A 14176-nucleotide genomic window follows, 5' to 3' on the forward strand; every position below is an offset into this window, starting at 1 on the left:
ACCTCTAGATCGAGCGGAGTTACGTCAACAGATCGCGAGATCGGTATCGACTGTGTAGCTTCTGCTTTGACACGCCTAGAATCTCGCCGATCTCGCCCCATGAGAGCCCGGCCTTTCGGCCGGCGAGTACGGCGTTGTCGTAACGCTCTTGAGCTCGTTCGAGATCGTCTCGCGCATGGGCAAGTTCGCGCAAGCTTGCCCCACTCAGCAGATCTGCGATGACGGGATCTGGCCCGAGGTCCGCCGGCACGGGTTCACGGGCGGCAACTTCGCACTCGAATTCCTCGTACGACTGACGCAGGAACCCCTGCAGCTCGGGATCCGTGGCCCACCACGGTGCTTTCTTCGCTGTCCCCATCGCGTCCTCTTTGTCGCACCGTCAAATTTTTTGACGGTTTTCTGGGCAGTATGTCCCCAGAGACCGACAAGTCGGCGGTGAGCAGCTCCAGCCCCGTTTACCCGACGCCCGTTCTACCCCTTCAGCGCCTCCGCGGCCGGGCCGAGGTCGAGGAACTGCGTCTCGCCGTTGGCATCGTCGAGTCCGTCGTTGTCGGTGACCACGTACAGGTTCTGATTCCCGGCGATCGCGAACCCTTCGACCTTCTCCTGCACGAAGCCGTTGGGCGCCTGCAGATCGGGCAACAGGTTGCGGGCCAATGTCTTCTGCAGGACCTGTGGGGCCTGGCCGGCTGAGGTCAAGCCCACGCCCTCCGGGATGGCGACGCGGTAGATGGCCTTCACGCGGGCGTCGGGACCGTTGAGCTTGTCGCGTTCGAGCACCAGCAGCTGACCGTCGTGAACGGCGATCTCGGACAAGCCAATCCAGTCGCCCTCGGCCTTCGTCTCGTCGAGCGGATAGCCGAACCACTCCCACTTGTCGCCGTCCGGGGTGTAACGGCCGATCCGCACCACGCCCTTCGGATCGGTCTTGGTTTCACGCTGCACCGCAACCCACACCGAATCACCGTCGACGGCAACGCCTTCCAGGCCCTGCCCGCCGAGTCCCGCCGCGATGTCCTGCGGCAGCGGCACCCGCTTCTCGATCTTGCCGTCTGCGGCGACGTAGACCAACTGGTTGCCCGGGCCTTCCTCGCCCTCCACGGCCAGCACGAATCCGCCGTCGGGGCGTGCGGACACACCTTCGGTGTCGAGCGTGACGGGCTTGCCATCCTCGGTGATCGCCAACTCGGTGTCGATCAGAGCCGGCTTCTGCGACACATCGATGCCGAGAATGCGAGCCGGGCCATAGGCAATGTCGGTGGCGGTGTAGAGCCGGTTCTCGTTCTCCGGATCGGCCGAGAGCGCGCCGAGCGCACCCCAGCCGATGGGCTTACCGTCGACATCGCCGGAGACGATGGACGGGAATGCCGGCTTGCCGTCGGCGGCGAACTGCTCGCCGTACCCGTAGACGTTCACCGAGGCCCGCACCCGCGCCTCGGCGTCGTCGGCCTCCGAGGAGATCGCCAGCAGGTTTCGCGACGGGATCGGCAGGACGCCCTCCGGTCCTGGCGTCGTAGGCAGGATCTGCCGGAACACCGGATTCTTCGGATCGCTGACGTCGTAGACGGCGACGAAATTGCTTCGCTCCGAAGCGATCAGCGCTGTCGGCTTGCCGCCGAGCTCAGTGATGGCCAAGCCTTCCGGCTCCGGGCCCTTGGCCTCGGCGCGGCCTTCGATGTGCAGGCCCGTGCGCACCGCGAGTTGCTCGAAGGAGTTGCCGGCATCCCAGACGGGCTCACCACTGTTGGCATCGAAGATCGTCCAGCCGCGGGTGCCGCCCTTCCAGTCGCCTTCGTTGGCGGTTGCGACGTGATCGTCGCCGATCCAGCCGATGGCGTCAGGCTCGCGCGGCGTGTCGGAGATCGAGCCGCTCTGATCGAGGTTGCCGTCCTCTTTGGTGTCGATGCCTTCGACGGATTCGCTTCCGGCGCTGAAGATTTTCTGCACCTGCCCGGTGCGACCGTCGATGATCGCGAAGCCGTTGTTCTCCTGCAGCGTCACCGCGACCTGGCCGCGGGAGTTGATGCTGACGTATTCGGGTTCGAGATCTTCGGGCGTGTCCAGGCCGGCTTGCCGCGCCGCTTCGACATCGAAGTCGACCTTGCGGGGTTTCCAGGTGTTCGGCGCACCCTTGAGATCGATGAGTTGCACGAATCCCGTTGGCGGCTGCGGAAGGTCGCCTTCCTCCTTGCCGGGCGGGGTGAACTCCTCGTTGCGCTGGTTCTCCATGGCGATCGCGGCGAACGAGCCGTCGGGGCTGATGGCGATAGAGTCGGGCTGCCCGCCAAGGTCGATGCTGTGCACGCGGGTGCGGTCGGCGATCCGGACGATGTCGACGCGGCCCTTGGGGTTCGCGAAGTCACCGCCGGTGGTGTCGACGACGACCAGGACGAACTCCCCGACCGCCGCCACCGAGGTGGGCTGGTCGTCTTTGTGGCCGAGTTCTTCGAGTGAAAGCGTGCCCTGGCCAACCGGTTTGGCGGGGTCTTTGATGTCGACGAAGCCGATGCGCTTGGCGGCGGCGTCGGTGTAGATGACCGTGTTGCCGTCGGGGGTGACGGTCGAGATCTCGGCGACGGTTTCTTTGTCGACCGGGTCTTCGGCGGGCTTGTTGAGGTATACCGGATAGGTCGCGGTGCGGTGGTAGCGGTCCGCGTCTGGGAGGTTCCAGTCGATCGGCGACGTCGCCTTCGGGGTGTCCGGCTTCGTCTCGTCGGCCTTCTCGCCCTCGGTGGAGCATCCCGCCAAGATCAGCGCTACTGCCGTGCTGAGCGCTGCAGCGCGAGCCGCGTCCTTCCTCATTCGTCACCCTCTTCAGTTGTGCCGATGCGTCGGCTGAGCTTTGCGTGGGCAGGTGACGGGTTGGGGGTCTGCGGGTGAATTCTCGGAAACAGGTCGGTGGTGAACCAATGGGTCCCATTCGTCACATCAGTAACGCGGGAGTTTCGGCCACACGGTTTCGAAGTGCGATATCACATGCGATATCGCACTAATGCCGCAAACGGGAGCGAACCTGCGTGAGCCAGGGCGACAAAGTGCCTGCGATCGGGCACTCACCGGGCGTACCGTTCCCACGGTGTACGTCGACGCGATGACGACTCCGCAGCCGTTGAACAAGATCGGCGACCTCGCCCGGCGGACACAAGACGCGGGCTTTTCGGGTCTGCTGTTCACCGAGACCGGTCGTACCGCCTATCTCAACGCCGCGCTGGCGTCGCAAGCCGCACCCGGTCTTGAACTTTCGACCGGCGTGGCGGTGGCGTTTCCACGCAGCCCGTTCGTCACCGCGGCCACGGCGTGGGAGCTCCAGGAGGCGGCCGGCGGGAAGTTTCGGCTCGGGCTCGGCACGCAGGTACGCACCCATGTCGTCCGGCGCTACGGTGTGGACTTCGAACATCCGGGCCCGCGGTTGCGTGATTACGTGCTCGCGGTGAAGGCGTGCTTCGCCGCGTTTCGGACCGGCACCCTCGACCACCATGGCGAGTTCTACGACCTCGACTTCATCACCCCGCAGTGGAGTCCCGGACCGATCGACGCGCCCGATCCGAAAGTCGATGTGGCCGCAGTGAATCCGTGGATGCTGCGGATGGCAGGTGAGGTCGCCGACGGAGTACACGTCCACCCACTAGGCGAGTCCGGCTATATCAAGCGCCATGTCCTGCCGAATATTGCTGCCGGAGCATCGAAGTCACGCCGATCGTCGTCCGACATCGCGGTGATCGTGCCGGTCATGACGATCGTCGGCGACACCGACGAGGAGCGTCACAACGAACGCGAGCTCGTGCGCGCCAGCATGAGCTTCTATGGCAGCACTCCGAACTACGCGTTCATCTGGGATGAGGCCGGTTTCGAGGGAACCACCGCACGGATCCGCGAGAAACAGAAGGCCGGCGACTTCAAAGGCATGGCCGCGCAGATCACCGACGAGCACATCGCGGCGTTCGCCGTCGAATCCACGTGGGAAAACTTGGCCGACGCACTCATCGAGAAGTACGGCGGAATAGCCACGCGCATCGTCCTTTACAACGCTCTCAGCGACCGTGACCGCTTCGAACGCTATGGCGCCGTCGCGAAACGGTTAGGCGAACGGTTCGAAGAACTGAGGTGAGTACTCACCGCAGGAGAGCACGAGGGTAGCTGCGGGACTGCGAATATCCACATAGTGGTGGCCGGACTCGGCGCCGTCACCGAATACAGCAAGTCTCTCAACGATCTCGACGGCTGCGGCACGGTCGACTCGCCACATCACGCCGTCGTCGCTGATCTCAATATCGACGCCTTCTTGCCGTAACTCGAATTGGTGTGTGACGCCGTTGCTTTCCACATGCGATGAACCACGTGCGGTCGCTTCGGTCAACGCGGCACCGACGACTGCTGCACCGGCAGTATCCATCGCCAGCAACACGACATCGTCGCCCCACAGAAACTCACGCATGACTTGCGCATGCAAAAAGGGCATCGACCTCCGCCTCCAACAACAGATGATGCTGCCTGCAAAACCGGATATCCCACTATGTCCGCGTGTCTGTGAATCGATTGCACCGACACACCGCAGTTCGGCGCCTACCGTTAGCTGAGAGGTTGCGGAGGCAGGCAAACCTAGCGCTCCCGACCGCACACGGAAGCGAGAGGATGCCGAGTTGGCCGTCACAAACCGCACCACACCGACGCTGCGCGAACTGACCGTCCGCGGAATCCTCCTCGGCGGGGTGATCACGCTCGTGTTCACCGCCGCCAACGTCTACCTCGGCCTCAAGGTGGGCCTGACGTTTGCAACCGCCATCCCGGCTGCGGTGATCTCGATGGCGATCCTGCGCAACTTCGCCAACCACTCGATCGTGGAGAACAACATCGTGCAGACCGTCGCCTCGGCGGCGGGCACGCTCTCGGCGATCATCTTCGTGCTGCCCGGGCTCATCATGATCGGCTGGTGGACCGGGTTCCCGTACTGGATCACGGTGGCGGTGTGCGCCGTCGGCGGCATTCTCGGCGTGATGTACTCCATCCCGCTGCGCCGCGCCCTGGTGACGGGCTCGGACCTGCCGTATCCCGAAGGGGTGGCAGCCGCCGAGGTGCTCAAGGTCGGTGACAGCAGCGGCGGCGCCGCCGAAAACCGCGTCGGTATCCGGGTGATCGCGTTCGGTGCACTCGTGTCGGCCGCATTCGGGCTGCTGGCCAACCTCAAGGTGCTCGCCAACTATGTGGCGGCCTATTTCCGCGTCGGATCCGGCGGTTCGATGTTCGGCGCCAGCCTGTCGTTGGCGTTGATCGGGGTGGGGCATCTGGTCGGGATGACGGTCGGCATCGCGATGCTCGTCGGGTTGGTCATCTCGTTCGGGGTGATGCTGCCGATTCGCACGATCGGCGCGTTCGGAACCGGTGAACCCATCGCCGACGTGATCGACAGCGTCTTCGCCAGCGAGGTCCGTTTCATCGGGGCCGGGGCGATCGCGGTGGGCGCGGTGTGGACGCTGCTGAAGATCCTGCGCCCGATCGTCAAAGGCATCACCGAAGCGCTGGCGTCGGCTCGCGACCGGCGGCAGGGCCAACTGGTCGACATCACCCAGCGCGACATCCCCTTCCCCATCGTCATCGCGACCGTGGTGGTGATGCTGATTCCGATTGCCGTGCTGCTGTGGGACTTCAGCCGCGGTACCGCGTTGCAGGGCAGCGCGGCCGCGATCATCGTGGCGAGCCTGGTGTTCATCTTCGTCATCGGCCTGGTGATCGCCGCGGTCTGCGGTTACATGGCCGGCCTGATCGGCTCGTCGAACAGCCCCATCTCCGGTGTCGGCATCCTGACGGTGCTCATCGCCGCGCTGGTGATCAAGGTGGTCTTCGGTCAGACCGACGACGGCCAGTCGACCGCGCTCGTCGCCTTCACGTTGTTCGTCGCAGCCGTCACGTTCGGGGTGGCCACCATATCCAACGACAACCTGCAGGACCTCAAGACCGGCCAGCTGGTCGGCGCGACTCCGTGGAAACAGCAGGTGGCGTTGGTGATCGGCGTGTTGTTCGGCTCGGCGATCATCCCGCCGGTGCTCGACCTGATGCAACGCGCGTTCGGGTTCCTCGGTGCGCCGGGTGCGACCGACAATGCGTTGGCCGCACCCCAGGCCGCACTGATCTCCTCGCTCGCCAAAGGGGTGTTCGGCGGGTCGTTGAACTGGTCGCTGATCGGGCTGGGCGCGGCGATCGGGGTTGCGATCGTCATCGCCGACGAGATTCTCACCCGCACATCACGTTTCGCCCTGCCTCCGCTGGCCGTCGGCATGGGCATGTACCTGCCGATGAGCCTGACGCTGATCATCCCGCTCGGCTCACTGCTCGGCTTCTTCTACAACCGCTGGGCCGACCGCACCGGCGGCAATGTGGAGCGCAAGAAACGCCTCGGCGTGCTGCTGGCCACCGGCATGATCGTCGGCGAGAGCCTCTATGGCGTCATCTTCGCCGGGTTCGTCGCCGGCACGGGAAGCGACGAACCATTCGCGATCTTCACCGGCAACGACGGCACGCTCGCCGAAGTCATCGGCATCGCGGGCTTCGCGGCGGTCCTCCTGTGGCTGTACACGCGGGCTCGGACCATTTCCGCGCGCGAAGTGGTGAAGGAGTGAGCCCTCCCGCGTGTCGTTTGTCACTCACGTCGCAGACGTTACTCACGGGGCAGTGACAAACCGCTGCGCCGTTCACAGGCCTTTCGCGTCAAGGGCTTTCATCAAAGCCGGTCGCCTCCCGTAGCTCTGGCGGATCTCCGCGATGTACGACGCGAAATCCGCGCTGCGACCGCCTTTCTCATAGAGTTCTTCCATCGTCGCCAGTGTCTCGGCGATATCTGGGTACAGCGCGGAGTTGGGATACTGCAGATCCTTCTCGAGCTGCGGCCGGTACAGGTCTGCGGCGGCGACGGGCCGAGCTTCGGCACCGCGGTCGGCCAGTTCGCGCCACGCCGGGCCTGGGCCGTAACGGTCGGCGGCTTGCCACGCAGCATCCACGTCATCCTCGCTCAGCAAGAGTTGAACGAGGACCGCGCCCGCAGCGAAGCGGTCAGTTGCCAGTTGTCGGGCATGCTCCAAGGCCCAGCTGCGTTCGGTACCGGCGCGGTCGATGCCGGCCGCGAAATCGATGAGAACTCGGTAGTTCTCAACTGACGGCTGTCGGACGAAGTCGGCACGGAGAACACCCACGGCATCGTCGATGCGGCCGAGTTCCAGATACGTCCTGGCAACGTCGTCGGGGTTCAGCCAAAATTCGTTGCCGCCGCCGTAGCTGCTGATTCGTCCGTCGGCGACCGCACGATCAATCCACATAACGGCTTCCTCGTTGCGTCCCGCGGCGCGTAAGCGGTCGATGATCGCCCCGTACTGAGGGTATTCCCGCTGACTCAGCAGGGTGATGGCGCGGTCGAGGTCGCCGTCGTGATCGGCGAGTTCCAGCAGCATGGCATTGATCTCGAACCGATCTAACTCCTTGCTGTCCTCCAGCTTTCGGTCCAGAGCGGCCACCGCGCGGCGGTATGTCGCGAGTGCCTGCTCGTCGAACGCGTCGACAAAGTCTGCCAGGACCACGTGCGGCCAACCCGGGGAGTCAGCGCGGAATTTGACCAGCCACTTAGCGAGTTTGACGCGGTCGGGTTTACCGAGCCGGCAGGCGAGGGCGTAGAGGTCGGCAGCCCGCTGGCATTGATCGGCGATTGAGCCCGAAGAGTCGTCGACGTGTCCAATGATTTTGCGCAGCCGGGTGACTGCACTCAACAGTGCCGGCCGCACGACTTCAGCCGCACCACTGTTCACGTGGATCTCGAGTTCGTCGAGCATCTCACTGGCCACTTCCGCGACCTCAAAAGACCGTCGATAGTCGATATACCCGCGGAAGGACAACATGTCTCGCACATAGGTTTCGAACTCAGCCTGGGCCTGCTCGATATCGCCCGACGTAGTCGCGGCGCGAATCTCCAGCATGCGGCGGACGCCGTCATCGCGCTGGGCCAACGCCAGGACGAGGTCACGCAGTTCGTCGACACCCATCGCCTGGACAGCGGCTTCCAACTCCGTATCTCCAGTACTGGGTGTGTCGTCGACAGCGACCCGTCCCGTGTCGATCGCGGCGAGCCCGGTCGCCACCAGATGCTTGCAGAAATTGCCCTCGGCATTGTGCGGACAGGTACAGACCCCATCGGGCAGCGGACCTGACCAGTCGAGCTCCACGGTGTAGACGCGTTTGGCCTGAACCGAGGCGTACGCCTTGAGGTCGGTGATACGGAGCCCTCGCACATAACGGACGTAGTCTTCGCCTCGGGCGAAGATCAGATCGCCGGCTGCCTGGAGCAGTGTCGTTTCAGAGAGCGGCATATCGCCATGGTGCCCGATCGGTGGGCCGGACTCGGTGAGGCTGGCAGCATCCGTCAGAAGAAGAACGGTGCGACGAGGAAAGCGCCCGAGACGACCACGGCGTAGGCGATGAACAGTGTGAGCAGAAATCCCATGACGTCGCGGAATCCCAGGCGAGCGATCGCGAGGAGCGGCAGAGCCCAGAAGGGTTGGATCGCGTCGGTGGCCATATCACCCCAGGCGTAGGCGATCACGGTCAATTCCGGTGAGACGCCCAGATTCTGCGCCGCCTCGGCGATGTAGGGCGCTTCGATCGCGAACTTGGATCCGCCGGACGGCACGAAGAGGTTGACCAGCCCGGAGTACCAGTAGGTCATTACCGGGAAGGTGTGCTCGTTGGCAATGGCCGTGAACCAGCCGGCGATGCGTTCGCTGAATCCGGTGGCCGTGATGATGCCCAGAATCCCGGCGTAGAAGGGGAACTGGATGATGATCCCCCAGGCGAAGGCCCCACCGCGCTCGGCCTGCTTGAGCAAGGATGCGGGCGTGCCGTGCAGGAGGACGCCGATGAACAGGAAGATGAAGTTGACGGTGTTGAGGGTGATGCCGGAGAGGATGCCTCCCTCCAGTCCGGTGAAATAGATGGCCAGGTAGATCAGCCCGACGCCACCGATCACCATGTTCACCCAGTGCGAGTTCTCGATGCGCATGGCCGGGGTGAGGCGGGCCGGAGCGGTCGCCGCGCCGGGGCCCTCGGCACGAACGCTCTCCTCGTCCACGTCGTCGGCCTCGGCGATACCCTCGGGCGGGGGCACGGTCTGATCTTCCCGCGGGTGCAGCAGTGGCGTCATGACGACCCATAGCACGATAACCACAAGCGTGAGAACCACATTGAACGGCGAGAAGATCGTCTCACTGACGGGGATCAGGCGGCCGTAGAATTCCTCGGCGAAGTTTCCGGGGGTGGCGACGAGCAGTGGTGCGGACGCCGAGAGTCCGGCGTGCCAGGTGCCGGCCATTCCGAGATAGGCAGCCGCCACGAGAAGTCGGTAGTCGACCTTTGGTTGACGAGCGGCCATGTAGCGCACCAACACTGCCGACCCGATCAAGCCGAGTCCCCAGTTGACCAGCACCAGGATCATGCTGGTCGCGGCCATCACCGCAACTGCGCTCTTAGGTCCTTTCGGCCGGTCGGCCACCCAGGTCAACACGCGCCGGAACGGCGGTGAGGTGGCCACCACAAATCCGGTGAGCATGATCATGGCCATCTGCATGCCGAACTCGAGCAGCTCCCAGAACCCGTCACCCCACCCGGCGATCAGGTCTCCGGCTTTGCCCAGACCGAGCTCGCCCGGGCCCAGAAAGAACGCCAGGAGGAACACGACGAACGTCAGCAGCACCACGACCACCCACGCGTCGGGGACCCACCGCAAGCTCCATCTGCTCAACCCACCGGCGATGCGCTGGAGGAACGTCTCCCGTTGCTGCGTTGCCTGCGACATGGTTTTACCCTCTCGATGTGCCGGTGACGGATCGATAGACGACGGTGGCGGCCGCCACGTCGGTCAGCGCGGTACCGACCGACTTGAACACGGTGATCTCCGCGGCGTCCCGTCGACCGGCATGCTGCCCGCGACACAGCTCGGTCAGGGTGGCGCGGACGTCGTCGGGACTCAGGGCGCCGTCATGCAACGGCTGCGTCAAGTCGCCCGATTCCTCGATTGCGTCGGGTGTGTCGATGAAAAGGCTTCCGGCACGGATCAACTCGTCGTCGGCCTCGCGCATGTCGGGACGAAAGCTGCCGATGAGGTCCACATGGACACCGGGGCGCAGCCACGCCCCCCGCAACAGCGGCGCCGTGGCCAGTGTCGCGCAGCTGATGATGTCTGCCTCAGCGGCTGCGGTCCCCAGATCCGTCGCCACCCGCGCGTCGAGCCCCTCGCCACGAAGCGTCGCTGCCAACGTTTCGGCACCGGCAGGGCGGATGTTCCAGACCAGCACGTCTTTCACAGGACGGATCGCGGAATAGGCGTGCGCGGCCAGCGACGCCACCGCTCCGCTACCGACGACGAGCAGGGTGTGCGCATCGGGCCGGGCCAGGTAGTCCGCGGCCAGCGCGGCGGTGGCGATGGTGCGCCGACGGGTCAGCTCGGCACCGTCGAGAACTGCCAGCTGCTCGCCGGTGCTCGCGTCGCAGAGCAGGTAGGTCGAGTGCAGCGACGGCTGGCCGTGGTCACGATTTCCGGGGAACACGCCGGCGATCTTTACGCCAAGATAGCCGCCGTCGACCCAACACGGCATCAGCAGAAGGGTTCCGGCAGTGCCGATGTCGTGGTGATGACGGGTCGGCACCTCGGCGCCGGTCACGAACGCCGAGCGCAGCGCGGGTATCAGACGATCGAAGGGCAGGCGCTCGGCGATCTCGGCCGCAGGGATCATCTGCACGTTGTCTGCTCCAGGATTTCAGGCGTCGATGGCAAGGTCGGAGATGGGCACCGCCTGACACGTCAGGCAGCGGCTATCGTCGGCGGGGTCGGCTTCGGGAACCAGGTAACGGACCGCCCCGGAAAGCACTGATACTTCGCAACTTTCGCATTGACCGGTGCGGCATCCGCTGCCAATTGCGACGCCGTGCGACTCGGCAAGGGAGAGCAGACTCCCGTCGGTCGGTGTCCATGTCACGTCACGGCCACTGCGGAGGAACCGCACCGCGTGGGCGGCGTCGGGCGGGGGTTTCCATGTCGGTACGGGCGAGCTGAACCGCTCCTCGAAAATGTCGAATCCGGGGACCCCACGGCTGACCAACCCGGCGCGCAGCTGCCGGATCATCTCGTCCGGTCCGCACAGGTAAAAGCGGGCCCGCTCGGCGAGCAGCGTGGCGGCGACGTCGTCGGCGGTGATCCGGCCTGCGACGTCGTAGTCCAGACCCAGCCGATCGCTTGACTGTGGCCGGCTGTAGTAGGTGTGCATCTGGAGCCCGGGCAGCACCGTCACCAGTTCGGCCAGCCGCTGCTTGAACACGTGGTGGGCGCCGTCGCGGCTGACGTAGTACAGCGAGATCCGGTCGCGGGCATGGCGTGTGGCCATGGTCTCCAGGTAACTCATGAACGGCGTGATGCCGATACCACCGGCAATCAGCACCACCGGCAGGTCCGGTTCGGTGGGCAGGGCGAACCGACCGGCCGGAGCGGTCACCCGCACGGTGTCCCCGGGGCGGAGCGCGCGGGTCAGGTGGTCGGACACCGGTCCGTCCCCGCGCTTCACCGTGATCCGGTACCCGCGCCGGTCGGTCTGAGTGGCCGGGCCCGACAACGAGTAAGACCGGTTCGCGGTGCCGTCGGGCATGCCGTCGAGGTGCAGGGTGACGTGTTGACCGGGGCGGAAATCCGGCGGGACAGCGCCGTGCGACGGCTGCAGGTGGATAGAGACGGAGTCGGTCGCCTCCGTCACCACACTCGTCACGGTGAACGGCCGCCCGCCCGGCCAGAACGGGCGAGCGTCGGCCACCTTGCGGATGTCGCAGACCAGCGAGCGGTGCGGCACCGAGCCGCTGACCGGGTCGGCGTCATCGGCGGAGACCAGCAGGTTGAAGTTGCTGCCGTCAGCGGTGAGCGGGTCGTATCCAGGCAGGCCGACGTCGGGAGCGGCCTCCCACCAACCGTATTCGGCGACCACCACCCTGTCGTGCAGCGCCGGGTCGAGGTCGGCGCGCAGCCTGATCCGGCCGTGGCGGGTTTCCAGCTCCACCCAGTCCCCTCCCGCGATCCCGCGTTGAGTGGCCAGTTCGGGGCTGAGATACACGGTGGGTTCGGCCGCGCGGGCACGCAGCGACGCGAGGCCACGGTGCTGCGTATGGCAGAAACGGCTGGACTTGGTCGAGGTGAGCACCAAGGGAAACCGCGGATCGGCACCGTCGCCCACCGGTGAGTCGGCGGGTTCGACGTACCCGGGCAACGGGGCGTAGCCGTGGCGCGCCAAGCGCTCGGAATACAGCTCTGCCCTGCGGGTTTCGGTGGCAAAGCCCCGCACGCTGCCATCCGGAAGCCGGTCGGCGTACTTGCGGTAGCGCCGCGGCAGCGGTATCCGCATGCCCTCCGGGTGCTCCCGCAGTTCGGCCACGGTGATACCGAGCGGGTCGAGCACGTATTGCCATCCCTCCACGACGTCGCCGCCGAAGAATTCCTCGCCCAGCCCGAGCCGCGTCGCCAACGCGAAGACAATCTCGGTGTCCGACCGGCTCTCCCCCACCGGCGGCACCATCCGGCGGCGCAACTGAATCCGCTCCTGCGCCTCGTGACTGATCTCGAAGCCGGTCTTGAGCGCTTCGCGTTCCCACGGGCTGTTCACCGGCAGCACGATGTCGGCCAGCTCAGCGGTCGGGTTCATGAACAGGTTGGCATGGACGTGGAAGTCCAGGCGCTGCAGCGCCTCGCGGCCGCGGATCGGATCGGACTGGGAGACAAGCAGGTTCGAACCAAATCCCATCAACGCACGGACCGGATAGGGTTCTTCGTCGAGGATCGCGGTGTACAGGTCGCGGGCCGTCACCCAGCCCTGCGACGGAGGACCGAGGGGACGTTCGTCGATACCGAGCGCCTTGGCCCGCTGCGCCCCGAGCTGGTCGAAACCGGTGATCGCGTTGACGGGCAGCGCGGGGTGAATCACGTTGCCGCCCGGGTTGTCGAAGGATCCGGTGAGCGCGTACAGGCAGGCGATGGCCCGTTCGGTCTGCGTCGCGTTGGTGTGCTGACCTACGCCGGACCAGCTGTGATAGGCCACCCGCTGCGCGTCGGCGATCGCGTCGGCCAGGGCGGCGATGTCCGCCTCCGGCGCCCACGTGACCGCCGCGACCCGCTCCAGCGGCCACTCGGCGCAGAGCTGCCGATAGCGCTGAAACGCCGTGCTGCACCGCATATCTCCGTCCCGGGTGGGCACGACGACTGTGCCGTCCAACGCCAATCCTTCCGGTGCCGGATAGCGGGTGTCGTAGGGCACCACCTGCCGGCCGTCGAATCCGACGTACGACTCCGACGGAAGCCCGTCGGCCACCAGATCGTCACCCCGCAGGAACCGGCCGGTGTCGTCGCGCACCAACAACGGGCCGTTGCTCCAACGTCGGACGAACTCCTCGTCGAGCCGGCCGGCTTCGATGAGCCGGTTGGCCACGCCGAGGGCCAGCGCCCCGTCGGAGCCGGGCCGCACACGTACCCACAGGTCGGCCTGCGCACCACTGCCGGCCGAGCGCGGGTCGACCACCGCCACCCTCGCCCCGCGCGCCCGGGCCGTGGCGATCGCGGTGGACTGGGCCAACCAGACCCGGGCCGGGTTGTGCCCCCAGAGCACAGCCAGGTCGGTGTTGGCGTAGTCGGCGGCGGGAATGCCGCGGCCGAACGTGAAGGCGTGCGCGTGATCCTTGTGCCAGTTGCAGATTTCGGTGGCGTACGCGATGTTCGGGCTCCCGAAGAGCCGGATGAACCGCTCCACCCAATCGATCCCGTCGGAGATCGGGGTACCGCTGGGCGAGGTCACGGAAAACGCGACGGCCTCCGGTCCGCTCTCTCGGCGAATCTCGTCGAACCGGGTGGCAATCTCGGTCAGCGCCTCGTCCCACCCGATCTCGACCCAGCCGGGGTCGTCGGCGGTCTTCGGTTTGGTACGACGCAGCGGCCGGGTGAGCCGGCGTGGGCTGTGCACGATCTCGGGGGCGGCCCGGCCTTTCGGGCACAACGCGGCGCCGGTCGGATGGGCCGGATCAGGCGCGACAGAAAGGAGCCGATCGCCTTCCACGGTGTAGAGCGCACCGCACCGCGAACGGCACAGCGTGCAGTATCCGTGGCGGATCGGCATCC

9 protein-coding genes are annotated in these 14176 nt (G+C 65.9%); 2 read left to right on the plus strand and 7 right to left on the minus strand.

Annotation, left to right across the window (positions count from 1 at the left end; genetic code table 11):
* Positions 1-19: 19 nt before the first annotated feature.
* Entirely contained in the window at positions 20-358 is a 339-nt protein-coding gene (locus tag ACOI2T_RS29955; protein WP_409502150.1) for a hypothetical protein, read from the minus strand.
* A gap of 113 nt (positions 359-471) precedes the next feature.
* Complete coding sequence (locus ACOI2T_RS29960) at positions 472-2802, minus strand: esterase-like activity of phytase family protein (RefSeq protein ID WP_409502151.1); 2331 nt, start codon at positions 2800-2802, stop codon at positions 472-474.
* Between the two features lie 274 nt (positions 2803-3076).
* On the opposite strand from ACOI2T_RS29960, the gene ACOI2T_RS29965 reads away from it, so the two are divergent.
* Positions 3077-4108 carry a TIGR03617 family F420-dependent LLM class oxidoreductase gene (locus ACOI2T_RS29965; RefSeq protein WP_409502152.1) on the plus strand — a complete coding sequence of 344 codons (1032 nt, stop codon included), beginning with the start codon at positions 3077-3079 and terminating at the stop codon, positions 4106-4108.
* On the opposite strand, the gene ACOI2T_RS29970 is transcribed toward ACOI2T_RS29965, so the two are convergent.
* Positions 4079-4450 carry a hypothetical protein gene (locus ACOI2T_RS29970; RefSeq protein ID WP_421874964.1) on the minus strand — a complete coding sequence of 124 codons (372 nt, stop codon included), beginning with the start codon at positions 4448-4450 and terminating at the stop codon, positions 4079-4081. The two genes, ACOI2T_RS29965 and ACOI2T_RS29970, sit on opposite strands and share 30 nt — an antisense overlap.
* Positions 4451-4640: 190 nt before the next feature.
* Here ACOI2T_RS29970 and ACOI2T_RS29975 point away from each other — a divergent pair, with 190 nt between their 5' ends.
* Positions 4641-6614 carry an OPT family oligopeptide transporter gene (locus tag ACOI2T_RS29975; protein WP_409502154.1) on the plus strand — a complete coding sequence of 658 codons (1974 nt, stop codon included), beginning with the start codon at positions 4641-4643 and terminating at the stop codon, positions 6612-6614.
* 72 nt (positions 6615-6686) lie between these two features.
* On the opposite strand, the gene ACOI2T_RS29980 is transcribed toward ACOI2T_RS29975, so the two are convergent.
* The 4 genes from ACOI2T_RS29980 to ACOI2T_RS29995 all read right to left on the minus strand — a co-directional run bounded on the left by ACOI2T_RS29980 (position 6687) and on the right by ACOI2T_RS29995 (position 14174).
* Positions 6687-8204, minus strand: coding sequence for a DUF6880 family protein (locus ACOI2T_RS29980; RefSeq protein WP_409502155.1), 1518 nt, complete (start codon positions 8202-8204; stop codon positions 6687-6689).
* A gap of 197 nt (positions 8205-8401) precedes the next feature.
* Positions 8402-9829 carry a short-chain fatty acid transporter gene (locus ACOI2T_RS29985; RefSeq protein WP_409502156.1) on the minus strand — a complete coding sequence of 476 codons (1428 nt, stop codon included), beginning with the start codon at positions 9827-9829 and terminating at the stop codon, positions 8402-8404.
* Between the two features lie 4 nt (positions 9830-9833).
* Positions 9834-10766 carry a bifunctional Delta(1)-pyrroline-2-carboxylate/Delta(1)-piperideine-2-carboxylate reductase gene (gene lhpI / locus ACOI2T_RS29990; RefSeq protein ID WP_409502367.1) on the minus strand — a complete coding sequence of 311 codons (933 nt, stop codon included), beginning with the start codon at positions 10764-10766 and terminating at the stop codon, positions 9834-9836.
* A gap of 24 nt (positions 10767-10790) precedes the next feature.
* Entirely contained in the window at positions 10791-14174 is a 3384-nt protein-coding gene (locus ACOI2T_RS29995) for a molybdopterin-dependent oxidoreductase (RefSeq protein ID WP_409502157.1), read from the minus strand.
* Positions 14175-14176: the final 2 nt, after the last annotated feature.

This window comes from Mycolicibacterium wolinskyi str. Jessa 2025, assembly GCF_049241375.1.
In the GTDB taxonomy this organism is placed as follows: Bacteria; Actinomycetota; Actinomycetes; order Mycobacteriales; family Mycobacteriaceae; genus Mycobacterium; species Mycobacterium wolinskyi.

Bases quoted from the DNA above. Each gene is read 5' to 3' on its own strand.
- ACOI2T_RS29955 (WP_409502150.1), bottom strand. From the start codon at position 358: ATGGGGACAGCGAAGAAAGCACCGTGGTGGGCCACGGATCCCGAGCTG.
- ACOI2T_RS29960 (WP_409502151.1), bottom strand. From the start codon at position 2,802: ATGAGGAAGGACGCGGCTCGCGCTGCAGCGCTCAGCACGGCAGTAGCG.
- ACOI2T_RS29985 (WP_409502156.1), bottom strand. From the start codon at position 9,829: ATGTCGCAGGCAACGCAGCAACGGGAGACGTTCCTCCAGCGCATCGCC.
- lhpI (WP_409502367.1), bottom strand. From the start codon at position 10,766: ATGATCCCTGCGGCCGAGATCGCCGAGCGCCTGCCCTTCGATCGTCTG.
- ACOI2T_RS29995 (WP_409502157.1), bottom strand. From the start codon at position 14,174: ATGCCGATCCGCCACGGATACTGCACGCTGTGCCGTTCGCGGTGCGGT.